20 protein-coding genes and 1 tRNA gene are annotated in these 26,697 nt (G+C 69.9%); 12 read left to right on the top strand and 9 right to left on the bottom strand.

Annotation, left to right across the window (positions count from 1 at the left end):
- Positions 1–213 precede the first annotated feature (213 nt).
- Positions 214–1,089, top strand: coding sequence for a DUF4184 family protein (locus tag AMK18_RS25755; RefSeq protein ID WP_073864668.1), 876 nt, complete (start codon positions 214–216; stop codon positions 1,087–1,089).
- Here AMK18_RS25755 and polA read toward each other — a convergent pair.
- Positions 1,075–3,786: a DNA polymerase I gene (gene polA, locus AMK18_RS25750; protein WP_073864667.1), complete on the bottom strand. Its 2,712-nt coding sequence runs from the start codon at positions 3,784–3,786 to the stop codon at positions 1,075–1,077. The two genes, AMK18_RS25755 and polA, sit on opposite strands and share 15 nt — an antisense overlap.
- Positions 3,787–3,956: 170 nt before the next feature.
- On the opposite strand from polA, the gene AMK18_RS25745 reads away from it, so the two are divergent.
- The 7 genes from AMK18_RS25745 to AMK18_RS25715 all read left to right on the top strand — a co-directional run bounded on the left by AMK18_RS25745 (position 3,957) and on the right by AMK18_RS25715 (position 13,042).
- Positions 3,957–6,230, top strand: coding sequence for an FdhF/YdeP family oxidoreductase (locus AMK18_RS25745; RefSeq protein WP_073864666.1), 2,274 nt, complete (start codon positions 3,957–3,959; stop codon positions 6,228–6,230).
- A gap of 66 nt (positions 6,231–6,296) precedes the next feature.
- Complete coding sequence (locus tag AMK18_RS25740) at positions 6,297–6,767, top strand: PaaI family thioesterase (RefSeq protein WP_018104551.1); 471 nt, start codon at positions 6,297–6,299, stop codon at positions 6,765–6,767.
- Between the two features lie 648 nt (positions 6,768–7,415).
- A complete protein-coding gene (locus tag AMK18_RS25735; protein ID WP_018104550.1) occupies positions 7,416–8,633 on the top strand; it encodes a branched-chain amino acid ABC transporter substrate-binding protein in 1,218 nt (405 codons plus the stop codon).
- A gap of 96 nt (positions 8,634–8,729) precedes the next feature.
- Positions 8,730–9,659 carry a branched-chain amino acid ABC transporter permease gene (locus tag AMK18_RS25730; protein ID WP_073864665.1) on the top strand — a complete coding sequence of 310 codons (930 nt, stop codon included), beginning with the start codon at positions 8,730–8,732 and terminating at the stop codon, positions 9,657–9,659.
- Between the two features lie 5 nt (positions 9,660–9,664).
- Positions 9,665–11,443 (top strand): branched-chain amino acid ABC transporter permease, encoded by a 1,779-nt coding sequence (locus tag AMK18_RS25725; protein ID WP_073864664.1) that lies wholly within the window; start codon positions 9,665–9,667, stop codon positions 11,441–11,443.
- 4 nt (positions 11,444–11,447) lie between these two features.
- Entirely contained in the window at positions 11,448–12,329 is an 882-nt protein-coding gene (locus AMK18_RS25720; protein WP_018104547.1) for an ABC transporter ATP-binding protein, read from the top strand.
- Positions 12,326–13,042: an ABC transporter ATP-binding protein gene (locus tag AMK18_RS25715; RefSeq protein ID WP_073864663.1), complete on the top strand. Its 717-nt coding sequence runs from the start codon at positions 12,326–12,328 to the stop codon at positions 13,040–13,042. Before AMK18_RS25720 ends, AMK18_RS25715 begins: the two co-directional genes overlap by 4 nt.
- A gap of 65 nt (positions 13,043–13,107) precedes the next feature.
- Here the strand turns inward: AMK18_RS25715 and AMK18_RS25710 are convergent, their stop codons facing one another.
- Positions 13,108–13,758: an ANTAR domain-containing response regulator gene (locus AMK18_RS25710; RefSeq protein WP_018104545.1), complete on the bottom strand. Its 651-nt coding sequence runs from the start codon at positions 13,756–13,758 to the stop codon at positions 13,108–13,110.
- 95 nt (positions 13,759–13,853) lie between these two features.
- Here AMK18_RS25710 and AMK18_RS25705 point away from each other — a divergent pair.
- Positions 13,854–13,928: transfer RNA gene (locus AMK18_RS25705), tRNA-Leu, on the top strand.
- Between the two features lie 109 nt (positions 13,929–14,037).
- Complete coding sequence (locus AMK18_RS25700) at positions 14,038–14,814, top strand: helix-turn-helix domain-containing protein (RefSeq protein ID WP_073864662.1); 777 nt, start codon at positions 14,038–14,040, stop codon at positions 14,812–14,814.
- 10 nt (positions 14,815–14,824) lie between these two features.
- Here AMK18_RS25700 and pyk read toward each other — a convergent pair whose 3' ends face one another.
- Positions 14,825–16,258 carry a pyruvate kinase gene (gene pyk / locus AMK18_RS25695; RefSeq protein ID WP_073864661.1) on the bottom strand — a complete coding sequence of 478 codons (1,434 nt, stop codon included), beginning with the start codon at positions 16,256–16,258 and terminating at the stop codon, positions 14,825–14,827.
- 146 nt (positions 16,259–16,404) lie between these two features.
- Positions 16,405–17,106, bottom strand: a complete 702-nt coding sequence (locus AMK18_RS25690) for an SIMPL domain-containing protein (protein ID WP_073864660.1) — start codon at positions 17,104–17,106, stop codon at positions 16,405–16,407.
- Between the two features lie 192 nt (positions 17,107–17,298).
- On the opposite strand from AMK18_RS25690, the gene AMK18_RS25685 reads away from it, so the two are divergent.
- The gene (locus AMK18_RS25685) at positions 17,299–19,110 is read left to right on the top strand and encodes a bifunctional metallophosphatase/5'-nucleotidase (protein WP_073864659.1); all 1,812 of its coding nucleotides are present in this window, start codon (positions 17,299–17,301) and stop codon (positions 19,108–19,110) included.
- A 71-nt stretch (positions 19,111–19,181) separates the two neighbouring features.
- Here AMK18_RS25685 and AMK18_RS25680 read toward each other — a convergent pair whose 3' ends face one another.
- The 3 genes from AMK18_RS25680 to pepN form a co-directional block, all read right to left on the bottom strand.
- A complete protein-coding gene (locus AMK18_RS25680; RefSeq protein WP_073864658.1) occupies positions 19,182–20,585 on the bottom strand; it encodes a lysine N(6)-hydroxylase/L-ornithine N(5)-oxygenase family protein in 1,404 nt (467 codons plus the stop codon).
- Positions 20,582–21,985 carry a pyridoxal phosphate-dependent decarboxylase family protein gene (locus AMK18_RS25675; protein WP_073864657.1) on the bottom strand — a complete coding sequence of 468 codons (1,404 nt, stop codon included), beginning with the start codon at positions 21,983–21,985 and terminating at the stop codon, positions 20,582–20,584. The genes AMK18_RS25680 and AMK18_RS25675 overlap by 4 nt, the downstream gene beginning before the upstream one ends.
- 221 nt (positions 21,986–22,206) lie before the next feature.
- On the bottom strand, positions 22,207–24,708 hold the full coding sequence (gene pepN, locus AMK18_RS25670; protein WP_073864656.1) for an aminopeptidase N: 2,502 nt from the start codon (positions 24,706–24,708) through the stop codon (positions 22,207–22,209).
- Positions 24,709–24,835: 127 nt separating this feature from the next.
- On the opposite strand from pepN, the gene AMK18_RS25665 reads away from it, so the two are divergent.
- Positions 24,836–25,348 (top strand): MarR family winged helix-turn-helix transcriptional regulator, encoded by a 513-nt coding sequence (locus tag AMK18_RS25665; RefSeq protein ID WP_073864655.1) that lies wholly within the window; start codon positions 24,836–24,838, stop codon positions 25,346–25,348.
- 73 nt (positions 25,349–25,421) lie between these two features.
- On the opposite strand, the gene AMK18_RS25660 is transcribed toward AMK18_RS25665, so the two are convergent.
- Both AMK18_RS25660 and AMK18_RS25655 read right to left on the bottom strand, forming a co-directional pair.
- Entirely contained in the window at positions 25,422–26,465 is a 1,044-nt protein-coding gene (locus AMK18_RS25660; protein ID WP_073864654.1) for an aromatic ring-hydroxylating oxygenase subunit alpha, read from the bottom strand.
- A gap of 7 nt (positions 26,466–26,472) precedes the next feature.
- Entirely contained in the window at positions 26,473–26,694 is a 222-nt protein-coding gene (locus AMK18_RS25655; protein ID WP_018104535.1) for a recombinase-like helix-turn-helix domain-containing protein, read from the bottom strand.
- Positions 26,695–26,697 lie beyond the last annotated feature (3 nt).

Raw genomic sequence — 26,697 nt, 5'->3', positions numbered from 1 at the left:
CCCTCCCCCTCGTCGCTGTCGGCGCTCCCCTGCGCCTGGACTCAGGCGACCCTACGGCAACTCCTCCGGCGCGCACACAGCGGGCGTGGCGGTTCTTACCGCTTTCTCACCTTCCTGAACACAAGTTGTCCACGTGCGGACATTCCCGTGACGGATCTTCCTGCCCGCCGGGCCACCCCGGGACTGCCCCTCCGGGTCACGCATACTGCCCGCATGCCCTTCACCCTCAGCCATGCCGCCGCCGTGCTCCCGGGGATACGGCGCGACGGCACGGGCCGTGGTGCGCTGCTCGCCTCGGCCCTGGTCGCCGGTTCGTTCGCCCCCGACCTGACGTACTTCGCGGACTCGGTGATTCCGGGCGCGATGGAGTTCGGCGAGGTCACCCACGCGGTGTGGGGTGTCGTCACCGTGGACATCCTGATCACCGCGCTGGCGCTCGGCCTGTGGCTGCTGCTGCGCGACCCGCTGGTGGCGCTGCTGCCGGAGCGGTGGCGGGGGCGGGTGCACGCCTGGCTGCGGGGCGGCGGGGCGCCGACGGGCCCCGGGCGGTGGGGACTCGGGGCGCGGGACGCCGCGTGGTTCGTGGTGTCGGCGGTGATCGGGTCCGCCACCCATGTCGTGTGGGACGCCTTCACCCATCACGACCGGTGGGGCGTACGGCTGGTGCCCGGGCTCGACGGCAGCGTGGCCGGATACCCCGTCTTCACGCTCGTCCAGTACGGCACGTCCGCCCCGGCGCTGCTGCTGCTCGCCTGGTTCACGGCATCGGGGCTGCGGCGGACCGGGGACCGGCCGGTGCCCGCCACGGTGCCGGTGCTGACCGCGCGGGTCCGGGGCTGGGCGTTCACCTCGATCGGGATGTGCGCCGTGCTGGGCACCGCCCACCGGTGCGCCCGCTGGTACGCGTACCACGGGCACATCGATACGCCGCTGGACATCATCCCGACGGCCTGCTTCGGCGCGGGCGCCGGTCTCGCGGCGGGGCTCCTGCTGTACGCGGCGGCGGTGCGGCTGTCGCCGGCGCGGCGGGAGGCGGAGCCGGCCGGGGCCCCCGCGGACCCCGGCCACCCGCGGTCAGTGGGCCGCTGACTCCCAGTCGCCGCCGACGCCGACCGACACGTCCAGCGGGGCACGCAACTGCACCGCCGTGGACATCTCGTGGCGCAGGATGCCCTCGACCTGCTCCCGCTCGCCCGCGGCGATCTCCAGCACGATCTCGTCGTGCACCTGGAGCAGCATCCGGGACTTCAGCTCCGCCTCGGTCAGCGCCCGGTCGACGTGGAGCATGGCGACCTTGACGATGTCGGCGGCGGTGCCCTGGATCGGGGCGTTGAGCGCCATCCGCTCGGCGGTCTCGCGGCGCTGGCGGTTGTCGCTGTTCAGGTCGGGGAGATAGCGGCGGCGGCCGAAGATCGTCTCCGTGTAACCGGTCGCCCGGGCCTCCTCCACGACGCGGCGCAGATAGTCCCGCACCCCGCCGAACCGCTCGAAGTAGGTGTCCATCAGGACCCTGGCCTCGCCCGCCTCGATGTTCAGCTGCTGGGAGAGACCGAAGGCGGACAGCCCGTACGCCAGGCCGTAGCTCATCGCCTTGATCTTGCGCCGCATCTCCGGATCGACCGCCGTCTTCTCGACCCCGAAGACCTGCGAGGCGACCGTGGTGTGCAGGTCCTCGCCGGAGGTGAACGCCTCGATCAGGCCCGCGTCCTCGGAGAGGTGGGCCATCACGCGCAGTTCGATCTGGCTGTAGTCGGCCGTCATCAGCGTCTCGAAGCCCTCGCCGACGACGAAGCCCCGGCGGATCGCCCGGCCCTCGTCCGTGCGGACGGGGATGTTCTGCAGATTCGGGTCGGTGGAGGAGAGGCGGCCGGTCGCGGCCACCGTCTGGTTGAACGTGGTGTGGATGCGGCCGTCCGCCGCGATCGTCTTCACCAGGCCCTCGACCGTGACCCGGAGCTTCGCCTGCTCGCGGTGGCGGAGCATGAGGACCGGCAGCTCGTGCTCGGTCTGACCGGCCAGCCAGGCCAGCGCGTCCGCGTCCGTCGTGTAACCGGTCTTGGTCTTCTTGGTCTTCGGCAGGCCCAGCTCGCCGAACAGGACCTCCTGGAGCTGCTTGGGCGAACCGAGGTTGAACTCCCGGCCCACCGACGCGTGCGCCTCCTTCACCGCCTGCTGGACGGCCCCGGCGAACTGCTGCTCCATGCCTTCCAGATGGGCCCGGTCCGCCGCGATGCCGTGCCGCTCCAGGCGGGCGAGCAGGATCGACGTCGGGAGCTCCATGTCGTGCAGCAGCTCGGCCGCGCCGACCTCCTTCAGCCGCTCCGTGAACGCGTCACCGAGATCCAGGACCGCGCGGGCCTGCGCCATCAGGGCGTCGGCCTCCGCCCGGTCGTCGGCGCCGAACGCCAGCTGGCCGTCGGCCGCCGCGGCCGGGGCCAGCTCGCGGCCCAAATACTCCACGGCCAGCGCGTCCAGCGCGAACGAGCGGCGGCCGGGCTTCACCAGATACGCGGCGAGGGCGGTGTCCATCGTGACGCCGTCGAGGTGCCAGCCGTGCTCCGGGAAGACCCGCATCGCGCTCTTCGCGTTGTGCATGACCTTGGGCCGGGCCGGGTCCGCGACCCAGGCGGCGAACGCCTGCTCGTCGGCCTCGTCCAGCTGCGCCGGGTCCAGCCAGGCGGCCGCGCCGTCGGCGGCGGCGAGCGCGATCTCGGTGACCGTGCCCACCCCGAGCGACCAGGTGTCGACCGTCATGACGCCCAGCGGCTGCGCGCCGTGCTCCGCCAGCCAGGGGCCCACCTCTCTGGTGGACAGCACGGCCCCGTCCAGCTCGATCCCGGCGGCGGGCGCGGGCGGCTCGGCCTCCGCCGCGCCCGGGTCCACCGCGAGCAGCCGCTCGCGCAGGCTCGGGTTGCGGATCTCCAGTATGTCGAGGATGCCGGTGACCGCCGTGCGGTCGTACGGGGCGCGCTCCAGCCCCTCCGGGGTCTTCGGCAGCTCCACGTCCCGCACCATCTCGGTCAGCACGCGGTTCAGCTTCACCGCGTCCAGGTGGTCGCGCAGATTCTGCCCGGCGACGCCCTTGACCTCGTCGGCCCGCGCGATCAGCTCGTCGAACGAGCCGAACTGGTTGATCCACTTCGCGGCGGTCTTCTCGCCGACCTTGGGGATGCTCGGAAGGTTGTCCGACGGGTCACCGCGCAGCGCCGCGAAGTCCGGATACTGCCGGGGGGTGAGGCCGTACTTCTCCACGACCTTCTCCGGGGTGAACCGGGTCAGCTCGGAGACGCCCTTGGTGGGGTACAGCACGGTCACGTTGTCCGTGATCAGCTGGAACGAATCGCGGTCGCCCGTGACGATCAGGACCTCGAAACCGGCCGCCTCGGCCTGCGTCGCCAGCGTCGCGATGACGTCGTCCGCCTCGAAGCCGTCCACCGCGAACCGGTCCGCGTGCATCGCGTCCAGCAGCTCGCCGATCAGCTCGACCTGGCCCTTGAACTCGTCGGGGGTCTTCGACCGGTTCGCCTTGTACTCGGGGAACTCCTGCGCCCGCCAGGTCTTGCGGGACACGTCGAACGCCACCGCGAAGTGCGTCGGCGCCTCGTCACGCAACGTGTTCGCGAGCATCGACATGAAGCCGTACACCGCGTTCGTCGGCTGACCCGCAGCCGTCGTGAAATTCTCCGCGGGCAGCGCAAAGAACGCCCGGTACGCCAGGGAGTGCCCGTCCATGAGGAGCAGGCGCGGTCGGTTGTCTGCCGTCTTCTTCGATGCCGTCTCAGCCACACCCCGATCCTGCCACGGACCACTGACAATCCGGACCGGCCACCGCCCGCGACGCCTCACCGGGCACCCGGCCCGGAACGCGTGCCAGGATCGACAGGGAGAAGGAAACACACACGGCGGACCCGCGGGACACCTCCCGGGGGCCCGCAGCCGGCTCGAAGGGGAGCACCATGGCCAGCAAGCCGCCCGCAGGAGACCCCGTCCAGGACGCCCCCCGGGTCGGACCGGCCCAGCACTCCGCCGCCGGGCTGCCCGCCGTCGCCCAGAGCCTGCGCGTCGCCCAGCAGCAGATGGGCCTGCGCCGCACCGCGCAGACCCTCCTCAAGGTCAACCAGAAGGACGGCTTCGACTGCCCCGGCTGCGCCTGGCCCGAGGGCGACAAGCGGCACACCGCCGAGTTCTGCGAGAACGGCGTCAAGGCCGTCGCCGAGGAGGCCACGCTCCGCCGGGTCACCCCGGACTTCTTCGCCGAGCACCCCGTCTCCGACCTCGCCGGGCGCAGCGGCTACTGGCTCGGCCAGCAGGGCCGTGTCACCCAGCCCGTCCACCTGCCCGAGGGCGCCGACCGCTACGAGGCCATCACCTGGGAGCGGGCCTTCGAGATCATGGCCGAGGAGCTGGGCGCCCTCGCCTCCCCCGACGAGGCCGTCTTCTACACCTCCGGGCGCACCAGCAACGAGGCCGCGTTCCTCCTCCAGCTCTTCGCCCGCGAGTTCGGCACCAACAACCTGCCGGACTGCTCCAACATGTGCCACGAGTCCTCGGGCTCCGCGCTCACCGAGACGATCGGCGTCGGCAAGGGCTCGGTGTCCCTGGAGGACCTGCACCACGCCGACCTGATCATCATCGCCGGGCAGAACCCCGGCACCAACCACCCCCGGATGCTCTCCGCCCTGGGGCAGGCCAAGGCGGCCGGCGCGAAGATCATCTCGGTCAACCCGCTGCCCGAGGCCGGCCTCGAACGCTTCAAGAACCCGCAGACCCCGCAGGGCATGCTCAAGGGCACCCCGCTGAACGACCTCTTCCTCCAGATCCGGATCGGCGGCGACCAGGCCCTCTTCCGCCTCCTGAACAAACTGATCCTGGAGACCGAGGGCGCCGTCGACCAGGCGTTCGTCACCGAACACACCCACGGCTACGAGGAGTTCGCCGCCGCCGCGGCCGAGGCGGACTGGGACGCGACGCTCGCCGCGACCGGACTCGACCGCGCCGCCGTCGAGCAGGCCCTCGCGATGGTCCTGGAATCGGAGCGCACCGTCGTCTGCTGGGCCATGGGCCTCACCCAGCACAAGCACTCCGTGCCGACCATCCGCGAGGTCGTCAACTTCCTCCTGCTGCGCGGCAACATCGGCCGCCCCGGCGCCGGAGTCTGCCCCGTGCGCGGCCACTCCAACGTCCAGGGCGACCGCACCATGGGCATCTTCGAACGGCCCGCGCCCGCCTTCCTCGACGCCCTCGACAAGGAGTTCGGGATCACCTCACCGCGCCACCACGGCTACGACGTGGTCCGCGCGATCCGCGCCCTGCGCGACGGCGAGGCCAAGGTCTTCTTCGCGATGGGCGGCAACTTCGTCGCCGCCACCCCCGACACCGACGTCACCGAGGCCGCCATGCGCAACGCGCGCCTCACCGTCCACGTCTCCACCAAGCTCAACCGCTCCCACGCCGTCACCGGCGCCCGCGCGCTGATCCTGCCCACCCTCGGCCGTACCGACAAGGACGTCCAGGCGGGCGGCAAGCAGTTCGTCACCGTCGAGGACTCCATGAGCAAGGTCCACGCCTCGCGCGGCAACCTCACCCCCGCGAGCCCGCACCTGCTCTCCGAACCCGCCATCGTCGCCCGCCTCGCCCGCGCCGTCCTCGGCCCCGAATCCGCCACCCCCTGGGAGGAGTTCGAGAAGGACTACGCCACGATCCGGGACCGCATCTCCCGCGTCGTCCCCGGCTTCGAGAACTTCAACGCCCGCATCGCCCACCCCGGCGGCTTCACCCTCCCGCACGGCCCCCGCGACTCCCGCCGCTTCCCCACCGCCACCGGGAAGGCCAACTTCACCGCCGCACCGGTCGAGTTCCCCGAGCTCCCCGAGGGCCGGCTGCTGCTCCAGACCCTGCGCTCCCACGACCAGTACAACACCACGATCTACGGCCTCGACGACCGCTACCGGGGCATCAAGGGCGGCCGCCGCGTCGTCCTCGTACACCCGCAGGACGCACAAGCCCTCGGGCTGCCCGACGGGTCCTACACCGACCTCGTCAGCGAGTGGAAGGACGGCGTGGAGCGCCGCGCCCCCGGCTTCCGCGTCGTCCACTACCCCACCGCCCGGGGCTGCGCCGCCGCGTACTACCCGGAGACCAATGTGCTGGTCCCCCTCGACTCCACCGCCGACACCAGCAACACCCCCGCCTCCAAGTCCGTCGTGGTGCGCTTCGAGCCCGCGAGCTAAGCGCCCGCTCAGGCGTCTGATAAGAACGACGCATACGAGCACCGCACCGAGACGAAAGGCGGACCCATGGGCGAGCACACCACACCCACGTTCCCCCAGGAGATCATCGACGAGTACGCCGCGCTCGGCGTCGACCTGCCCGCCCTCTTCTCCGCCGGCCACCTCGGCGAGCGCATGGGCGTCCGCATCCTCGAAGCCTCCGCCGAGCGCGTCGTCGGCACCATGCCGGTCGAGGGCAACACCCAGCCGTACGGACTCCTGCACGGCGGCGCCTCCGCCGTCCTCGCCGAGACCCTGGGCTCCGTCGGATCGATGCTGCACGGCGGCCCGTCCAAGTTCGCCGTCGGCGTCGACCTGAACTGCACCCATCACCGAGGGGTACGAAGCGGCCTCGTCACCGGCACCGCCACCCCCGTGCACCGGGGACGCACCACCGCCACGTACGAGATCGCCATCACCGACGAGCAGGGCAAGCGGGTCTGCACCGCGCGCCTCACCTGCCTGCTGCGCGAGGCCCCCGCACCCGAAGCGTCCTGACCCCGCGCCACGCTCCACCACCCCTGCCCGGCCGTGACCCAAAACGGCCGGGCAGCGGCATATCCGGGCACAACCACCGCCATGATCAAGGAAATTGAGCGGCACACGGCGTCAACCCCCTTGACCCGACGCCCCGTTCCATGGCCCACTCAGCTGCCCACACCTCACCCACCCCCACCACCACACCGCGTCGCCGCACCCCCACCACCGTAACGCAGCGTAACCAACGCCCGAGGTGGCGCGCCCCTCCGCGACGCGATCAGCCCGGCCCCGACGCCACCGGGCCCTCCGGCATGCCCCCGCACCCCCGCACCGGGCCCCCGCCGGGCGACAGCAGCAAGATCACCTCAAGCCCCTTAGCAGAGCTGCGCGTTCTCACATTGCGGTCACTTCACGGTCCGGTAAAAAGCCGTACATGTCCGCCCAGCCACCTCAAGCCTTGCTCAAGGGCATAACAAGACAGTCACATCCTTGGCCGGCACCCCTCCCGACCCCCACCACTGCCCTTAGAGTCACGGCCAGTCACCGCGCCGCCGGGCGCGTCTGCAAGCACGGCCCTGTACCAACCCAGTACGGCCCGGCGAACGACACGGCACCTCAAGCGAGGAGGCCGCGCCAGGGAAAGGACCTTTCGTGCGACACCGTTCTTTGCTCATCCTCACCACAGTGCTCACCACCGGTGCACTGACGCTCACCGCCTGCGGGTCGCGCGACGACGACAACAAGAGCGACGGCAACAGCGGCAGCGGCAACACGACCGTCGTCATCGGCGTCGACGCACCGCTCACCGGTGACCTCTCCGCCCTCGGCCTCGGCATCAAGAACTCCGCCGACCTCGCCGCCAAAACGGCGAACAAGGACAAGACGGTCCCCGGCATCACCTTCGAGGTGCAGCCGCTCGACGACCAGGCCCAGCCCTCCGTCGGCCAGCAGAACGCCACGAAGTTCATCGACAACAAGAAGGTCGTCGGTGTCGTCGGCCCGCTGAACTCCGGCGTCGCCCAGTCGATGCAGAAGCCGCTCAACGACGCCGGCCTCACCCAGGTCTCCCCCGCCAACACCGGCACCGAGCTGACCCAGGGCGACAACTGGAAGACCGGCGACAAGAAGCGCCCCTTCGCCACCTACTTCCGCACCGCCACCACGGACCAGATCCAGGGCGCCTTCGCCGCGAAGTACCTGTACAACAACGCGAAGATCAAGCAGGTCTACCTCATCGACGACCAGAAGCCCTACGGCGCCGGTCTCGCCGCCTCCTTCAAGGCGACCTTCACCGACCTCGGCGGCAAGATCGTGGGCTCCGACCACGTCAACCCCGACGACCGCGACTTCAACGCCGTCGTCACCAAGGTCAAGAAGTCCGGCGCCAAGGCCGTCTACTACGGCGGTGAGTACCCCGCCGGCGCACCCCTGAGCCAGCAGCTCAAGGACAGCGTCCAGATCCCGCTCATGGGCGGCGACGGCATGTACAGCGCCGACTTCATCAAGCTCAACAAGAAGTCCCAGGGCGACATCGCGACCTCCGTCGGCAAGCCCGTCGAGGAGCTCGACTCCGCCAAGAAGTTCATCGCGGACTACAAGACCGCCGGCTACAAGGACGCCTACGAGGCCTACGGGGGCGGCACCTACGACGCCACCTGGGCCATCATCGAGGCCGTCAAGCTCGCCGTCTCCGAGAACGACGGCAAGCTCCCCGACGACGCCCGCGCCAAGGTGCTCGCCGCCATGAGCAAGGTCAAGTTCGACGGCGTCACCGGTCCGGTCTCCTTCGACGAGTTCGGCGACACCACCAACACCATGATGACCGCCTACCAGGTCGACGGCGGCAAGTGGGTCTCCAAGCTCAGCGAGGCCTACAAGCCGTAACTCCCGGGCACGCCCCGACCGACCCCAGACCGCGCGGGAGCGCTACGAGCACTCCCGCGCGGTGCCATATCCGAACCACTCCACGGAGGCCCTGCGGTGCACGAACTGCCGCAACAGCTGGCCAATGGACTCATCCTCGGCGCGATGTACGGACTCATCGCGATCGGCTACACGATGGTCTACGGAATCATCCAGCTCATCAACTTCGCCCACGGCGAGATCTTCATGATCGGAGGCTTCGGAGCTCTCACCGTGTACCTCTGGATGCCGGCCGGCTCCAACCTCCTCGCTATCGTCCCCCTCATGATCATCGGCGGCGTCATATGCTCCGTCGCCGTCAGCGTCGCCGCCGAACGCTTCGCGTACCGGCCCCTGCGCAACGCCCCCCGGCTCGCCCCGCTGATCACCGCGATCGGGCTCTCCCTGGCGCTCCAGCAGGCCATCTGGAAGTGGTACCCCGACGCCACCAAGGACCACCCGTTCCCGCAGTTCAAGGGCAACGCCTTCGAACTCTTCGGTGCCCACGTCCAGCGCGGTGACCTCTTCGTCCTCATCTCCGCCCCCGTCTGCATGATCGCCCTCGGGCTCTTCGTCTCCAAGACCCGGGCCGGCCGCGGCATGCAGGCCACCTCGCAGGACCCCGACACCGCCAAGCTCATGGGCATCAACACCGACCGCATCATCGTCATGGCCTTCGCCATCGGTGCCGCGTTCGCCGCCGTCGCCGCCGTCGCCTACGGGCTCAAGAACGGCCAGATCGGCTTCCGCATGGGCTTCCTCATGGGCCTCAAGGCGTTCACCGCCGCCGTCCTCGGCGGCATCGGCAACATCTACGGCGCCATGCTCGGCGGCGTCGTCCTCGGCGTCGCCGAATCCCTCGCCACCGGCTACATGAGCGACGTCCCCGGCATGGAGCTCTTCGGCGGCGGCGCCTGGAAGGACGTGTGGGCCTTCGCCCTCCTCATCATCGTCCTGCTGCTGCGGCCCCAGGGCCTGCTCGGCGAACGCGTCGCGGACAGGGCGTGATACGGATGACCACCGCACTGCTCCCCCTCCCCGCCCCCGCCGCCCGCATCGCCACCTTCGCCGGCGCCGCGGCCGCCCTCGCCGGCACGTTCCTCCCCTGGACCTGGACCTCCGAGTTCCCCGGCGACCTCACCGTCACCGGCTACCCCGGCGGCCTCCAGGTCCTCACCCTCACCGGCGCGATCCTCACCCTGCTCTTCGCCCTCACCGGCTACGGCATCCCCGGACTGCGCTGGCTCTCCCCCGCCGGCACCCACAGCCCCGTCCGCCTCCTGGCGCTCGCCACCTTCGGCACCACCGGCTACGCCATGGGCGCCATCTCCTACGAGCTCGGCGGCGTCGTCAACCTCGAACCGGGAGCCTGGGTCAGCGGCATCGGCGCACTCGTCGCCGTCATCGCCTCCCTCGCCCTCCCCTACGACGTCCCGCTCACCGACGACGGCCCCGCGCCGAACGCCTGGCAGCGCTTCCGCAACAGCCTCGCCGCCCCCTCGGCGCCCCGCGCCAAGGCCCTCCCCGGCTGGGCCGAGATCATCATCATCGCGGTCGCCTTCGGCCTCGGGCTCTACGTCTTCACCTACGGGATCGACATCCCCACCGAGGACTCCGAACAGTTCATCGGCTTCCTCATCACCGCGGGCTTCGCCGTCACCGCACTCAACCGCGCCGGACTCATCGCCCGGCTCACCGCGCTGACCACCAAGCACCGCAACGTCACCCTCGCGGCCGCCCTCGTCGCGGCCCTCTGCTTCCCCTTCACCCAGGACACCGCGGAGTACGCCCTCATCGGCGTCAACATCCTCATCTTCGCCACCGTCGCCCTGGGCCTCAACGTCGTCGTCGGCCTCGCCGGCCTCCTCGACCTCGGCTACGTCGCCTTCCTCGGCGTCGGCGCCTACACCGCCGCGCTCGTCTCCGGCGCACCCCTCTCCGCGATCGGCGTCAAATTCCCCTTCTGGGCCGCCGTCCTCACCGGAGCGGTCGTCTCGATGATCTTCGGCGTCCTCATTGGCGCCCCGACCCTGCGGCTGCGCGGCGACTACCTCGCCATCGTCACCCTCGGCTTCGGAGAGATCTTCCGCGTCACCGTCAACGCCCTCAACGGCAACAGCGGCCCCGACCTCACCAACGGCTCCCAGGGCATTCCCAGCATCCCGGACCTCAACCTGTTCGGGATCGACTTCGCCCTCAGCCACGACATCGGGCCCTTCACCCTCAGCAGGCCGGCCAACTACTACCTGCTGATGCTCGTCTTCACCGCCGTCGTCGTGCTCGTCTTCCGCCGCTCCGGGGAATCCCGCATCGGCCGCGCCTGGGTCGCCATCCGCGAGGACGAGACCGCCGCCACCGCCATGGGCATCAACGCCTTCCGGCTCAAGCTGCTCGCCTTCGCCCTCGGCGCCACGCTGGCCGGCCTCGCCGGCACCGTACAGGCCCACGTCAACTACACCGTGACGCCCGAGCAGTACCAGTTCGCCGGCTCCGTGCCGCCGAACTCCGCGTTCCTCCTCGCCGCCGTCATCCTCGGCGGCATGGGAACCCTCAGCGGACCCTTCGTCGGCGCCGCACTGCTCTACCTCATCCCGGCGAAGCTCCAGTTCATGCAGGACTACCAGCTGTTCCTCTTCGGGATCGCGCTCGTCCTCCTGATGCGCTTCCGGCCCGAGGGCCTGGTCGCCGACCGCAGGAAGCAGCTCGAATTCCACGAGAACGACCAGCTCGACGTGCCCACACCCCGGAAGTCCGACGAGACGGACGCCGGCATCGCCAAGGCGGGGGCGTAACACCATGACCACCACCACCGAAACCGCCACCGGGACGACCGTCCTGGACGCCAGCGGGGTCACCATGCGCTTCGGCGGCCTCACCGCCGTCCGCGACGTCGACCTCCAGGTCAACAGCGGCGAGATCGTCGGCCTCATCGGCCCCAACGGCGCCGGCAAGACCACCTTCTTCAACTGCCTCACCGGCCTGTACGTCCCCACCGAGGGCAAGGTCAGCTACAAGGGCACCGTCCTGCCGCCCAAGCCCCACCTCGTCACCAAGGCCGGCATCGCCCGCACCTTCCAGAACATCCGGCTCTTCGCCAACATGACCGTCCTGGAGAACGTCCTCGTCGGACGCCACACCCGGACCAAGGAAGGCCTCTGGTCGGCGCTGCTCCACCTGCCCGGCTACCGGGCCGCGGAGAACTCCAGCCGCGAACGCGCCATGGAGCTCCTGGAGTTCATCGGCCTCCAGGACAAGGCCGACCACCTCGCGCGCAACCTCCCCTACGGAGACCAGCGCAAGCTGGAGATCGCCCGCGCCCTCGCCAGCGACCCCGGACTCCTCCTCCTGGACGAGCCCACCGCCGGCATGAACCCGCAGGAGACCCGCGTCACCGAAGAGCTCATCTTCGCGATCCGGGACCAGGGCATCGCCGTCCTCGTCATCGAGCACGACATGCGCTTCATCTTCAACCTCTGCGACCGCGTCGCCTGCCTCGTCCAGGGCGAGAAGCTGGTCGAGGGCACCGCGTCCGAGGTCCAGAGCGACGAGCGCGTCATCGCCGCCTACCTCGGCACCCCCTTCGAAGGCGCCCCCGGCGCCGACGAGGTCGCCGAGGTCGAGAAGGCCGAGGCGAGCGCCGCCACCACCACGAGCACGGAAGAGGAGGACAACCGATGACCGCACTGCTGGAGGTCGAGGACCTCCGCGTCGCCTACGGCAAGATCGAAGCCGTCAAGGGCATCTCGTTCACCGTCGAGGCCGGCCAGGTGGTCACCCTCATCGGCACCAACGGCGCCGGCAAGACCACCACCCTGCGCACCCTCTCCGGGCTGCTCAAACCCCTCGCCGGACGCGTCCTCTTCGAGGGCAAACCGCTCACCAACATCCCCGCGCACAAGATCGTCTCCCTGGGCCTCGCCCACTCCCCCGAGGGCCGCCACATCTTCCCCCGGCTGACGATCGCGGAGAACCTGCTGCTCGGCGCGTACCTCCGCAACGACAAGGCGGGCATCGAGAAGGACGTCCAGCGCGCCTACGACCTCTTCCCCATCCTCGGGGAACGCCGGAAGCAGGCCGCCGGGACGCTCTCCGGCGGCGAGCAGCAGATGCTCGCCATGGGCAGGGCGCTGATGTCCCAGCCCAAGCTGCTCATGCTGGACGAGCCCTCCATGGGGCTCTCGCCGATCATGATGCAGAAGATCATGGAGACCATCGTGGAACTCCGTGCCTCCGGTACGACGATCCTCCTGGTCGAGCAGAACGCCCAGGCCGCGCTGTCACTGGCGGACCAGGGCCACGTCATGGAGATCGGCAAGATCGTCCTCTCCGGCACCGGGGCGGACCTCCTCCACGACGAGTCCGTCCGCAAGGCGTACCTGGGCGAGGACTGAGCCCTTACGCGCACGAGAAAGGCCCGCGCCTCGGTGGCGCGGGCCTTTCCTGTGCTGTACGGGGCCTACTCGGCGGCCTTCTTCTTCTCCTCGGCGTCCTCGATGAGGGCCTCGGCGAGCTGCTGCATCGACAGCCGGCGGTCCATGGACGTCTTCTGGATCCACCGGAACGCCTCCGGCTCGGAGAGCCCGTAGTCCGTCTGGAGGATGCTCTTCGCCCGGTCCACCAGCTTCCGCGTCTCCAGCCGCTGGGCGAGGTCGGCGACCTCGTTCTCCAGGGCCTTCAGCTCGGAGAACCGGGACACGGCCATCTCGATCGCCGGGACGACGTCGCTCTTGCTGAACGGCTTCACGAGGTACGCCATGGCCCCGGCGTCCCGGGCCCGCTCCACGAGGTCGCGCTGCGAGAAGGCGGTGAGCATGAGGACCGGGGCGATGGACTCCTCGGCGATCTTCTCGGCGGCGGAGATCCCGTCGAGGACCGGCATCTTCACATCGAGGATGACCAGGTCCGGCTTGTGCTCCCGCGCCAGCTCCACGGCCTGCTGCCCGTCCCCGGCCTCCCCGACGACGGAGTACCCCTCCTCTTCGAGCATCTCTTTGAGGTCGAGGCGGATGAGTGCCTCGTCCTCGGCGATGACGACACGGGTCGTCAGCGGCGGAACGTGCGACTTGTCGTCATCGGCGACGGGCTGGGGCGACTCGGGGGTGGTCACGGGGCTCCTCGTTCAGGGCATACGGCTCTCCATGAGCCTACCTAGCTACGGTATGGTGTCACTACACAGGGCGCTCACGGCCCTTCCTTTCTAAGGCCCCAGTACTCCAACTGGTTAGAGAGGCGGCTCTCAAACAGCCGAAAGTGTGGGTTCGAATCCCACCTGGGGCACTTTTCCTTCGATTCTAAGGTCGCATGAGAACGGCCCGGATTCACATGATCGTGTGACTCCGATGCCGATTCCGCCACCGAGGCCGAAGACTTCTTCAAGCTCGGCCATGTGTACGACATTGAGACGCGCCGGCACGCGCTGAACCTCCTCGATCAGGGTCTCAGCCTGAACGCTGTGAGCAAGCAGACCGGCATTTCCCGAGCCGCCATCCGGTCCTGGCTCGTCCGAATAGAACCCCTCGAATACGCACGCGGTCGCGACTGTCCCCGGTGTGGTGAGACACCCCGGCCGCCCGAAGATCCGGCCTCGTACTCGTATCTACTGGGCCTCTACCTCGGAGACGGCTGGATCAGTTCGGCCAAGCGCGGCGTGTACTTCCTTCGCATCGCTTGTGCCGACGCCTGGCCCGGTCTCATCGACGCCTGCGCCGAAGCCATGCAGGCCATTCGGCCCGCCAACAAAGTGTTCCGCGTGCAGCGTCCGGGTTGTCAGAACGTCACCTGCTTCAGCAAGCACTGGCCGTGCCTGTTCCCCCAACACGGCGTCGGCAGGAAGCACGATCGCACCATCGCTCTTGAACCATGGCAACAGAGCATCGTCGATGCTCACCGATGGGAGTTCATCCGCGGCCTGTTCCACTCCGACGGATGCCGCATCACCAACTGGACCACCCGCCTCGTCGGAGGCGAACGGAAGCGCTACGAGTACCCCCGGTACTTCTTCAGCAACAAATCGGACGACATCCGCAAGCTCTTCAGCGACACGCTCACCGCCGTAGGCGTCGAGTGGACCACGCTCGCCCGGGGCAGCGCCCCGTTCAACATCTCCGTCGCCCGACGGGCATCCGTAGCCCTCATGGATGCACACGTCGGGCCAAAATACTGAGCGAACAACCCTACTTCGGGCTGTCGTCCTCGCCGATGTGGTGCACGCGCACCAGATTCGTGGAGCCCGCGACACCCGGCGGGGAGCCCGCCGTGATGACCACGACGTCGCCCTTCTGGCAGCGGCCGATCTTCAGGAGCTCCTCGTCCACCTGGGCGACCATCGCGTCCGTGGAGTCCACGTGCGGACCCAGGAACGTTTCGACGCCCCAGGTCAGGTTGAGCTGCGAACGCGTCGCCGGGTCCGGGGTGAAGGCCAGAAGCGGGATCGGGGAGCGGTAACGCGACAACCGCTTCACCGTGTCGCCGCTCTGCGTGAAGGCCACCAGGAACTTCGCGCCGAGGAAGTCGCCCATCTCCGCCGCCGCGCGGGCCACCGCGCCGCCCTGGGTGCGGGGCTTGTTGCGCTCCGTCAGCGGCGGCAGCCCCTTCGCGAGGATGTCCTCCTCGGCCGCTTCCACGATGCGGGCCATCGTGCGGACCGTCTCGATCGCGTACTTGCCGACGCTCGTCTCGCCGGAGAGCATCACCGCGTCCGTGCCGTCGATGATCGCGTTCGCGACGTCGGACGCCTCGGCGCGGGTGGGCCGGGAGTTGTCGATCATCGAGTCGAGCATCTGCGTCGCCACGATGACCGGCTTCGCGTTGCGCTTGGCGAGCTTGACCGCGCGCTTCTGGACGATCGGCACCTGCTCCAGCGGCATTTCGACGCCCAGGTCGCCGCGGGCGACCATGATGCCGTCGAACGCGGCGACGATGTCCTCGATGTTCTCGACGGCTTGCGGCTTCTCGACCTTGGCGATGACGGGGAGGCGGCGGCCCTCCTCGTCCATGACGCGGTGGACGTCCTCGATGTCGCGGCCGCTGCGGACGAAGGAGAGGGCGATGATGTCGGCGCCCGTGCGGATGGCCCAGCGCAGGTCCTCGATGTCCTTCTCGGACAGCGCGGGGACAGAGACGGCGACACCGGGGAGGTTGAGGCCCTTGTGGTCGGAGACCATGCCGCCCTCGACCACGGTGGTGCGGACGCGGGGGCCGTCGACCTCGATGACCTCCAGGGTGACGCGGCCGTCGTCGATCAGGATGCGCTCACCGGGGGTGACGTCCGCGGCGAGGCCGTCGTACGTCGTGCCGCAGCCGTTGCGGTCGCCCTCCATCGGCTCGACGGTGATGGTGAAGTCGTCGCCGCGTTCAAGGAGTACGGGTCCTTCGCGGAAGCGTCCGAGGCGGATCTTCGGGCCTTGAAGGTCGGCGAGGACTCCGACGCTGCGGTGCGCCTCGTCGGAGGCTTTGCGCACGCGTTGATAGCGCTCTTCGTGTTCGGCGTAACTGCCGTGGCTGAGGTTGAGGCGGGCGATGTCCATTCCCGCCTCTACCAGGGCCTTGATCTGGTCGTATGAGTCGGTTGCGGGTCCCAGGGTGCAAACGATTTTGGCTCGGCGCATGGTTCGAGCCTAGACCTTACCTATGGGTAGGTAATTGGCTCTGTATGACTGTCCAACCACCTTTGCATGAAGGGTTATTGACAAGTGTTGAATTGTGCGGCGGCGTGCTCGGATGAGCACGCGCCGGTGTCCCCGTGGGCGGTAATTCAGAGTTTCGGCGGGGTCATGGTGAAGCGGGCGTTCACCTGCGCGTACACGGTCTGCCGCTGCGGTTCGAGGTCGATGGCGGGCGGGCCTCCGGCGGCGGCACCGGGCGCCTGGGGCGGGGCGCCGTAGCCGCCGGTCCTGGCGAACGCGACCGGCGGGGCGGCGTTCTCCGCGCCTATGTCGGCGAGTTCGACCAGGGCGGCGAGCTCCGAGCCGAGCGCTCCGGCGTACTCGCGGGCGCGCTGGACGGCTTCGCGGACGGCCTGGCGGCGGGCCTCGCCGTGCGCGGGCGAGGTGGGGCGCAGGGCCCACCAGGGTCCGTTGACCTGGGTCATCTCCAGGTCGCCGACGCGGGTGATGAATTCGCCGAGTGCGGTGAAGTCGTTGAGGACGGCGGTGATGTAGACGCGTCCGTGGTAGGCGCGGATCTTCTCGTCGCGGCCGCGGTGGACGAGTTCGGGGTGGATGGAGAGCGCGCCGGTCTCGATCTTCTCGACGGCGTCTCCGTAGGTGCGGGCGAGTTCGAGGACGGTGGCGTTGCGCCGGGTGAGGTCTTCGAGGGCGGCGCGGCGGTCCTTGCCGCGGGCGGTGACGGTGAGGGAGAGGCGGGCGATTTCGGGGTCGACTTCGAGGCGGGCTTCGCCTCGGACGGCGATGCGGGGCTGGTCGGGGGTGCCGAAGGGCTGCGCGGGCTCGGTCATGGGTCCACTGTGGCATCCGGGTGTGACAGTGGGGGTGTTCGTGGGCGGACGCCGTCCTGTCGATGTGTGGTCATGGAACGGAAACCTGCCGGGGGTGTTGCCGGAGGTGGTGCGTGGGTGATTATCTACGCGCGTTGTTGGACGGCGTACGACAGAACTTCGCACCAAGTGAACCGAAATGTGGGAGACGAGATGCCGCTGAACCGAAGGACGTTCCTGGGGACATCGGCCGCGGCCGGCGCGGGTGCGGTGGTGGTGGGTGGCGGCGCGTCGCCCGCCCAGGCGCACGGGCGTGGGCACGGTCATGGTCACGGGCGTCCGCAGAAGCGGTACTCGTTCACCGTGATGGGGACGACGGACCTGCACGGGAACGTCTTCAACTGGGACTACTTCACGGATGCCGAGTTCGATGACAAGGACCACAACGACGTCGGTCTGGCGAAGATCTCGACGCTGGTGGAGCAGGTGCGGCGTGAGAAGGGCCGTCACAACACCCTGATGATCGACGCGGGTGACACGATCCAGGGCACGCAGCTTTCGTACTACTACGCGAAGATCGACCCGATCACGGCGAAGCGCGGTCCGGTGCATCCGATGGCGCAGGCGATGAACGCGATCGGCTATGACGCGGCGGCGTTGGGGAACCACGAGTTCAACTACGGGATTCCGGTGCTGCGGAAGTTCGAGGAGCAGTGTGACTTCCCGCTGCTCGGGGCGAACGCGCTGGACGCGAAGACGTTGCGGCCGGCGTTCGCGCCGTATGTGATCAAGAAGCTGCGGACGCCGCACGGGCGTGATGTGAAGGTGGCGATTCTGGGGCTGACGAACCCGGGGATCGCGATCTGGGACAAGGCGAACGTGAGCGGGAAGATGGTGTTCCCGGGTCTGGAGGAGCAGGCGGCGAAGTATGTGCCGCGGCTGCGTTCGATGGGCGCGGATGTGGTGATCGTGTCGGCGCATTCGGGGAACAGCGGGACGTCGTCGTACGGGGACCAGATTCCGTATGTGGAGAACGCGGCGGGTCTGGTGGCGGAGCAGGTGCCGGGGATCGACGCGATTCTGGTGGGTCACGCGCACCTGGAGATTCCCGAGTACTTCGTGGAGAACAAGGAGACGGGGAAGAAGGTCGTGCTCTCGGAGCCGTTGAAGTGGGGGCAGCGGCTGACGCTGTTCGACTTCGAGGTGGTGTGGGAGAAGGGCCGCTGGGTGGTCGAGAAGGCCGGTTCGCGGGTGCTGAACTCGAACACGGCGGCGGAGGACCGGAAGATCACGAGGCTGTTGGCGGACGAGCACAAGAAGGTCGTGGCGTACGTCAATCAGGTGATCGGTACGGCGGCGTCGGAGATGACCACGGCGGAGGCGGCGTGGAAGGACGAGCCGATCATCGATCTGATCAACGTCGTGCAGGCGGAGACGGTGAAGGCGGCGCTGGCGGGTGGTGAGTACGCGGAGCTTCCGGTGCTGTCGCAGGCGTCGTGCTTCTCGCGTACGGCGCGGATTCCGGCCGGGAACGTGACGATCAAGGACGCGGCGGGTCTGTATCCGTTCGAGAACACGCTGGAGGCGCGTCTGGTGACGGGTGCGCAGGTCCTGGAGTACCTGGAGTTCTCGGCGAAGTACTACGTGCAGACGGCGGCGGGTGCTCCGGTGGATCCGGAGAAGCTGACGAATGCGGACAGCACGCCGGACTACAACTACGACGCGGTGTCGGGTCTGACGTATGAGATCGACATCGCGAAGCCGGTGGGTTCGCGGATCGTGAATCTGTCGTTCGAGGGGAAGCCGATCGATCCGAAGGCGCAGTTCGTGCTGGCGGTGAACAACTACCGGGCGAGCGGTGGCGGCAATTTCCCGCATGTTCCGGCGGCGAAGCAGCTGTGGGCGAATTCGGAGGAGATCCGGAACACGATCATCGCCTGGGTGCAGGCGAAGGGTTCGGTGGATCCGGCGGAGTTCGCTTCGGTGGACTGGAAGCTGACGCGGGACGGCGTGCCGGTGTTCTAGGCGCGGGTTCGGCGAGGGCGGTCGTTCCGCCTCCCCTTGGTCGGGGAGGTGGGGCGGCCGCCTTTTTTTGGTCAGGGGTGGGCGAGGGGGACGAGGGTGGGTTGCTGGGTGGGGATGGCGGGCTGGGTGAGGCCGAAGGTGGTGAAGGCGGTGCGTTTGGGGAGGGGGTACGGGGTGGTGCCGGTGAGGTCGTTGAGGATGGTGGCGCTGCGCCAGGCGGCGAGGCCGAGGTCGGGGGCGCCGACGCCGTGGGTGTGGCGTTCGGCGTTCTGTACGTAGATGTGGCCGGTGACGGCGGGGCCGAGGTCGAGGCGGTGGTGGGCGTCGACGCGGGGGCGGCCTGCGGTGTCGCGGCGGAGGTGGGGGGCGAGGTGGTGGAGGAGGGTGTCGAGGGGGCGTTCGCGGTAGCCGGTGGCGAGGACGACGGCGTCGGTGGTGAGGCGGGTGCGGGTGGATTGCTGGGTGTGTTCGAGGTGGAGTTCGACGCGGGTGTTGGCGACGCGTCCGGCGGTGCGGACGCTGACGCCGGGGGTGAGGGTGGCGTCGGGCCAGCCGCCGTGGAGGGTGCGGCGGTAGAGCTCGTCGTGGATGGCGGCGATGGTGTCGTGGTCGATGCCCTTGTGGAGTTGCCATTGCTGGGGGACGAGGGTGTCGCGGACGGTTTCGGGGAGGGCGTGGAAGTAGCGGGTGTAGTCGGGGGTGAAGTGTTCGAGGCCGAGTTTCGAGTACTCCATGGGTGCGAAGGCGGGGGTGCGGGCGAGCCAGTGGAGGCCTTCGTTGCCGGTGGGGCGGGCGCGGAGGAGGTCGAGGAAGATCTCGGCGCCGGACTGTCCCGAGCCGATGACGGTGATGTGGCGGGCCTGGAGGAGGCGGTCGCGGTGGTGGAGGTAGTCGGCGGAGTGGATGACGGGGGCGTTGCCGGTGTCGGTGAGGGGTTTGAGGGGTTCGGGGATGTGGGGTTCGGTGCCGACGCCGAGGGCGATGTGGCGGGTGTGGGTGCGGCCGAGTGATTCGGCTTCGCCGTGGGCGTCGAGCTGGGTGTGGTCGACGTCGAAGCGGGCGTTCTGGGGGTCCCAGCGGATGGCGTCGACCTGGTGGCCGAAGTGGAGTCCGGGGAGTTGTGTGCTGACCCAGCGGCAGTAGGCGTCGTATTCGGCGCGGTGGATGTGGAAGCGCTCGGCGAAGTAGAAGGGGTAGAGGCGGTCCTGGGTGCGTTGGTAGTTGAGGAAGCTCCAGGGGCTGGTGGGGTCGGCGAGGGTGACGAGGTCGGCGAGGAAGGGGACTTGGAGGGTGGCGCCTTCGATGAGGAGTCCGGGGTGCCAGTGGAAGGCGGGGCGCTGTTCGTAGAAGGCGGTGGTGAGGGGGGTGGGGAGGCCGTGGGCGAGGGCGGCGAGGGAGAGGTTGAAGGGGCCGATGCCGATGCCGACGAGGTCGTGGGTGCGGAGGGGGTCGGGGGTGGCCGGGGCGGCGGTCATCGGAGGGTGCTGCCTTCCTTGAGTTCGGCGGTGAGGTGGGTGACGAGGGTGAGGAGGCGTTGGAGGTCGTCGGGGGTGGTGTGGGGGTTGAGGAGGGTGGCCTTGAGCCAGAGGCGGCCGTGGGTGTGGGTGCGGCCGAGTACGGCGTGGCCTCGGGTGAGGAGGGTGCGGCGGACGGTGGCGACGGTGTGGTCGTCGGCGTCGGTGGGGCGGAAGAGGACGGTGCTGATGGTGGGGCGGTGGTGGAGTTCGAGGCCGGGGGTGGCGGTGATGAGGTCGGCGAGGGTGTGGGCGGCGGCGCAGGTGCGGTCGATGAGGTCGGCGAGTCCGGTGCGGCCGAGGGCGCGGAGGGTGACGGCGATCTTGAGGACGTCGGGACGGCGGGTGGTGCGCAGGGAGCGGCCGAGGAGGTCGGGGAGGCCGGCTTCGGTGTCGTCGTCGGCGTTGAGGTAGGGGGCTTGGTGGTGGAGGGCGTGGAGGTGGTGGCGGTCGGGGACGGCGAGGATGCCGGCGGAGGCGGGCTGCCAGCCGAGTTTGTGGAGGTCGAGGGTGACGCTGTCGGCGCGGTCGAGGCCGTCGAGGAGGGGGCGGTGGGCGGGGCTGAAGAGGAGGGGTCCGCCGTAGGCCGCGTCGATGTGGAGTTCGGCGCCGTGGTGGGCGCAGAGGTCGGCGATGTCGGTGAGGGGGTCGATCTGGCCGGTGTCGGTGGTGCCGGCGGTGGCGGTGACGAGGAGGGGGCCCTGTCCGTGGTTGCGGGCGAGGGTGTCGTGGAGGGCGTGGAGGTCGATGGTGCCGGTGGGGGCGGGCACGGTGAGGGGTTCGGGGAGGCCGAGGAGCCAGGCGGCGCGGGTGAAGCTGTGGTGGGCGTTGGCGCCGGTGATGGTCTGGACGGGGCCGTGGCGTTCGCGGGCGAGGAGGAGGCCGAGTTGGTTGGCCTCGGTGCCGCCGGTGGTGATGAGGGCGTCGGGTGCGGGGTGGCCGGGGTAGACCTCGGCGGCGAGTGCGGCGGTGGTGTCGGCTTCGAGGGTGGAGGCGGCGGGGGCCTGGTCCCAGGAGTCCATGGAGGGGTTGAGGGCGGAGGCGGCGAGGTCGGCGGCGGCCGCGAGGGCGAGGGGCGGGGTGTGGAGGTGGGCGGCGCAGAGGGGGTCGGCGGGGTCGGCGGCGCCTTCGGTGAGGGCTTGGACGAGGGTGGCGAGGGCGTCGTGGGCGCCGGTGCCCTGGTCCGGGATGAGGGGGGTGAGGGCGGTGCGGGTGCGGGGGGTGACGGTGTCGGGTCCGCCTGCGGGGAGGGGGCCGTCGCGGCGTCGGGCGCCTTCGGTGAGGGCGGTGAGGACGGTGTCGAGGAGGGGGCGCAGGGCGTCGGGTCCGGTGGTGGACCCGGCGAGGGGCGGTACGGGCATGGGTCGGGGGTCCTTCGGGCGCGCGGGGACGGGGGCGGGCATAGGTGTGCGTGCCAGCTTGTCCGGGTTTCGGGGGGCGCGGCCGGGGACCGGGTGATCTGAACTCGAAAGGGTGATGGGGTGCGGATGGGGGCGCGGTGTCGGGGGCCGGGGTGGTATGGCCGTGCCCGGCGCGCCCCTCGTGGTGAGGGGCGGGCCGGGCACGGGTGGTGCGGGTGGGGTCAGTTGGCGTCGCGTACGTGCAGGGCGCGGCGCAGGTCGTCGATCTGGTCGATGAGCTTGCGGCGGAGGGCCGGGGTGAGGGCGGGGTCGGCCAGGGCTTCCTCGCCGGTGCGGAGGCTGTCGGCGTCGACGGCGTGGGCGGGGAAGGCGTAGCGCCCGGCGGCTTCGGCGATGGCGGCGCCGCGGCGGGCGGCGAGCTGGGCGGCCTCGGGGTAGAAGCGGGGCACGTATGCCCGTACGAGGTCGGTCTGTTCGGGTTGCCAGAAGCCCTGGGCGGTGGCCGTGAAGAGGTAGTTGGAGAGGCTGTCGTCGTGGAACATCGCGTCCCAGGCGGCGGCCTTGGCCTCGGGGGTGGGGAGGGCGGCGCGGCAGCGGGCGGCGCCTTCCTGGCCGGTGGCGCTGGGGTCGTCCTCCAGGGCGGCGTCGATGGCGGCGTCGTCGGTGGCGCCGAGGACGGCGAGGCGGGTGAGGATGCGCCAGCGGAGTTCGGGGTCGAGTTCGGGTCCGCCGGGGACGGTGTCGTCGGCGAGCCAGCCCTGGATGGTGTCGGGCTGGGTGGCGGCGTCGATGAGGTGGCGGACGGCGGTGAGGCGCAGTCCGGGGTGGGTGCCGTCCTCGGTGCGGCGGATGAGGTCGCGGCAGAGGGAGGTGATCGTGGCGAGGGCGGCGGGCCGGTCCTCGGGGGCGGTGTAGCGGCCGGCGACCTGGGTGTCCGCGAAGGCGAGGACGCCTTGGAGGAGGGCGAGGTCGGTCTCGTACGGGAGGTGGGCGCGGGCGGCTTCGAGGTAGGTGCTGGGGGCGAGGTCGCCGTCGCGGACCATGTCGCGGGCGGCGTTCCAGACGACGGCGCGGGTGAGGGCGTCGGGGATGCCGGAGAGGCTGTCCAGGACGGTGTTCCAGGAGTGCGGGTCGAGCCGGATCTTGGCGTAGGTGAGGTCTTCGTCGTTGGGGACGACGAGGGCGGGGCGGCGGCCGGGGCGGGTGACGGGGGCTTCCTCGGGGATGCCGGCGTCGAAGCGTTCGCGCAGGACGAGGGGGGTGGGCCCGTGCTGGGTGTCGAGGCTGTGGTCGTAGACGCCGACGCTGATGCGGTGGGGGCGGGTGCCCCGGTGGTCGACGGTGAGCGACCAGGTGGTGTCGGCCTCGGTGGTGTGCGCGGCGAGGGTGTCGACGCCGGTGGTGCGGAGCCACTGTTCGGCCCAGGCGTGGACGTCCCGGTCGGTGGCCGAGGCGAGGTTGTCGATGAAGTCGGCGAGGGTGGCGTTGCCGAACTTGTGGCGGGCGAAGTGGGTGTTGATGCCCGCGAGGAAGTCCTTCTCGCCGAGCCAGGCGACGAGCTGGCGCAGGGCGGAGGCGCCCTTGGCGTAGGAGATGCCGTCGAAGTTGAGGAGCGCGGAGGCGGTGTCGGGGACGTCGGCCGGGTCGGGGGCGACGGGGTGGGTGGAGGGGCGCTGGTCGGCGTCGTATCCCCAGCCCTTGCGGGCGACGCCGAAGTCGACCCAGGTGTCGGTGAACCGGGTGGCTTCGGCGAGGGTCTGGTAGCCCATGTACTCGGCGAAGGACTCGTTGAGCCAGATGTCGTCCCACCAGGCGAGGGTGACGAGGTCGCCGAACCACATGTGGGCCATCTCGTGGGCGATGACCATGCCGCGGGTCTGGCGTTCGGTGTCGGTGACGGCGGAGCGGTAGATGAACTCGTCGCGGAAGGTGACGAGTCCGGGGTTCTCCATGGCGCCGGCGTTGAACTCGGGGACGAATGCCTGGTCGTAGGAGTCGAAGGGGTACGGCTCGGTGAACTTCTCCTGGAACCGGTCGAAGCAGGCCCGGGTGATGTCGAGGATCTCGTCGGCGTCGGCGTCGAGGTGGGGGGCGAGGGAGCGGCGGCAGTGGATGCCGAAGGGCAGTCCGGCGTGCTCGGTGGTCACGGAGTGCCAGGGGCCGGCGGCGACGGCGACGAGGTAGGTGGAGAGCGGCGGGGTGGGGGCGATGGTCCAGCGGCCGTCTCCGGTGTGCTCGGTGACGCCGTTGCCGAGGACGGTCCAGCCTTCGGGGGCGGTGACGGTGAGGGCGAAGACCGATTTGAGGTCGGGCTGGTCGAAGGCGGCGAAGACGCGCTGGACGTCTTCCATGAAGAGCTGGGTGTAGACGTACGTCTCGTTGTCGCTGGGGTCGGTGAAGCGGTGCATGCCCTCGCCGGTGCGGGAGTAGCGCATGGCGGCGTCGACGCGGATCTCGTGCGGTCCTTCGGTGAGGCCGGTGAGGGGGTACCGGTTCCCGGTGAGGTCCGCGGGGTCCAGCGGCTGTCCGTCGAGGCTGATGGAGCGCAGGGTGGCGGGCTTGAGCTCGATGAAGGTGTCACCGGCCGCGCGGGCGGTGAACTCGATCACGGCACGGGAGTCGAAGGTCTCCTCCCCCGCGGTGAGATCGAGTTCGATCGTGTATCGCTGTACGTCGAGGATCTGGGCTCGGGCCTGCGCTTCATCGCGCGTCAGTACGGACATGGGGACATGCTGCCGTATCGCCCGGGCGGCGCGCAGGCGGGTTCCGCTGGGGGCGGACGGCCGCCCGGGGTCCTTTGAGGGCTAAGATTCTTAGCCCATGGTGTACCTGCACGGAGGTGTGGCCGGGATGGCGGAGCAGGCGGACGCGGTGGCGTCGATCGTGGCGGACTGGCAGCGGGAGCGGCCGGAGCTGGACACGGCTCCCCTGGAGGTCTTCGGCCGGCTGCACCGGGCGTTCCTGCGGTACAGCACGGCGATCTCGCGGCCCGTGGAACGCAAGGGTCTGTCGATGGCCGGTTTCGATGTGCTGACGGCGTTGCGCAGGGCGGGGGCGCCGTTCCGGCGCACGGCGGGTGAGCTGGCGGATTCGGGGCTGATCAGCTCGGCGGGCGTGACGCTGCGGATAGACCGGCTGGAGAAGGACGGGCTGATCCGGCGGGAGCGTGATCCGCAGGACCGGCGGGTGGTGCACTCGCGGCTGACGGACGAGGGGTTGTCGCTGATCGACGCGCTGTTCTCGGAGCATCTGGAGAACGAGCGGCGGATGCTGGCGGGGCTGTCGGAGGCGGAGTGCGTGGAGCTTGCGCGGTTGCTGGGGAAGCTGGAGCGGTCGGTGCTTTCCGCGGAGGGCGGGGAGTAGGCGCTCCGGGATCCCGGTGCGGGGATGTCCTCGATCGCCGGACGGGCTTCGAAGGAGGACACCCCCGCCGGTGTCAGGAGGCCGTGGCCTGGGACTCCGCCTCCGTGCGGTACATGCGGCGGACGCGGACCACGCCCAGGTCGTGCTGGTAGAGGTTCTCCGCCTGGTCGGCGTCGGCGCGCAGGTCCTCCAGCATGACGCGGTCCTGTTCGAGGACCTCCCAGTGGCGGTCCTCCAGGAGGGTCTTGTAGAGGAAGCGCCAGGTGTCGCGCTGCCAGTCGGTGACCTTGCGGTAGCGCCAGAAGAAGACGGCGCAGCGGTCCTCGTCGATGGGGGTGGCCATGCCGACGATGCCGAAGGGTCCGCCGGGGCCCGCGGTCGGCGGGTAGGGGATGGTGAGGTCGACCCAGTCGACGCCGGTACGGCAGAGCTCGACCCAGTCGAAGTTGACCCCGCTCTGGTCGGTCTTCTCGAAGAAGAAGCCGCGTTCGGTCTCGCGGATGCGGAAGCGGGCGGTGGTCTGGCCCTCGGCCATGCTGTGCGAGTCGCGGTGGAGGAACGAGCCGTGCATGGGGTCGAGCAGGTTCTCCACGGCGTAGCGCCAGTTGACGTTCCACTCGGCGTAGCAGAGGAACGCCGAGGTGCCGGGGTCGGTGAGGGGTTCGGGCAGGGTGAGCGGGACGGGTTCGGCGTGGGCGTGGTCGCCGAAGTAGGCGAGGATCGCGCCGCCGGTCTCGCTGAGGTGGGGGGCGGCGACGAGCTGCTTGCCCTCCAGGTTGCAGCCGGGGAGGCCGGGGACGGCGGCGACGGTGCCGGTGCCGTCGACCTGGACGCCGTGGTACCAGCAGGCGATGCGGTCGCCGAGGTGTTTGCCGAGGGAGAGGCGGGCGCCGCGGTGGGGGCAGCGGTCCTCCAGCATGTGGAGGGTGCCGTCGGCGCGGCGGAAGAGGAGCCATTCCTCGCCGAGGAGGGTGAGCCGTTTCATGCCGCCCGCGGGCACGAAGTCCGAGGGGCAGACGGCGTACCACTGGTTGCGGATGCCGGTGGCGAAGAGGCGGTCGGCGGTGCGGTCGCCGGGGCGGGCGACCTCGGAGGGGCGGGTGGTGGCGGTGGTCATGGCTGTCTCACGCTCCCAGTCGGCGCATCTCGGCGCGGAAGGTGTCCTCGGTCCAGGGGCTGCCGTCGGGGGCGGGCAGGTCGCGGGCGTTGAGTCCGGCGACGAGTCCGGGCAGGTCGTGGGCCCCGCCGCCGAAGACCTCCTCGATCACGGCGGCGAGCTTCTTCTCGTACGGGGTGGGCTCGGCGGTGCGGGCCTGGTGCGGGTCGAGGTACTGCGGGCCGGTCATGTC

Source organism: Streptomyces sp. CB01249, from assembly GCF_001905735.1.
Lineage (GTDB): Bacteria > Actinomycetota > Actinomycetes > Streptomycetales > Streptomycetaceae > Streptomyces.
This window is presented reverse-complemented; position numbering and strand designations above follow the sequence as displayed.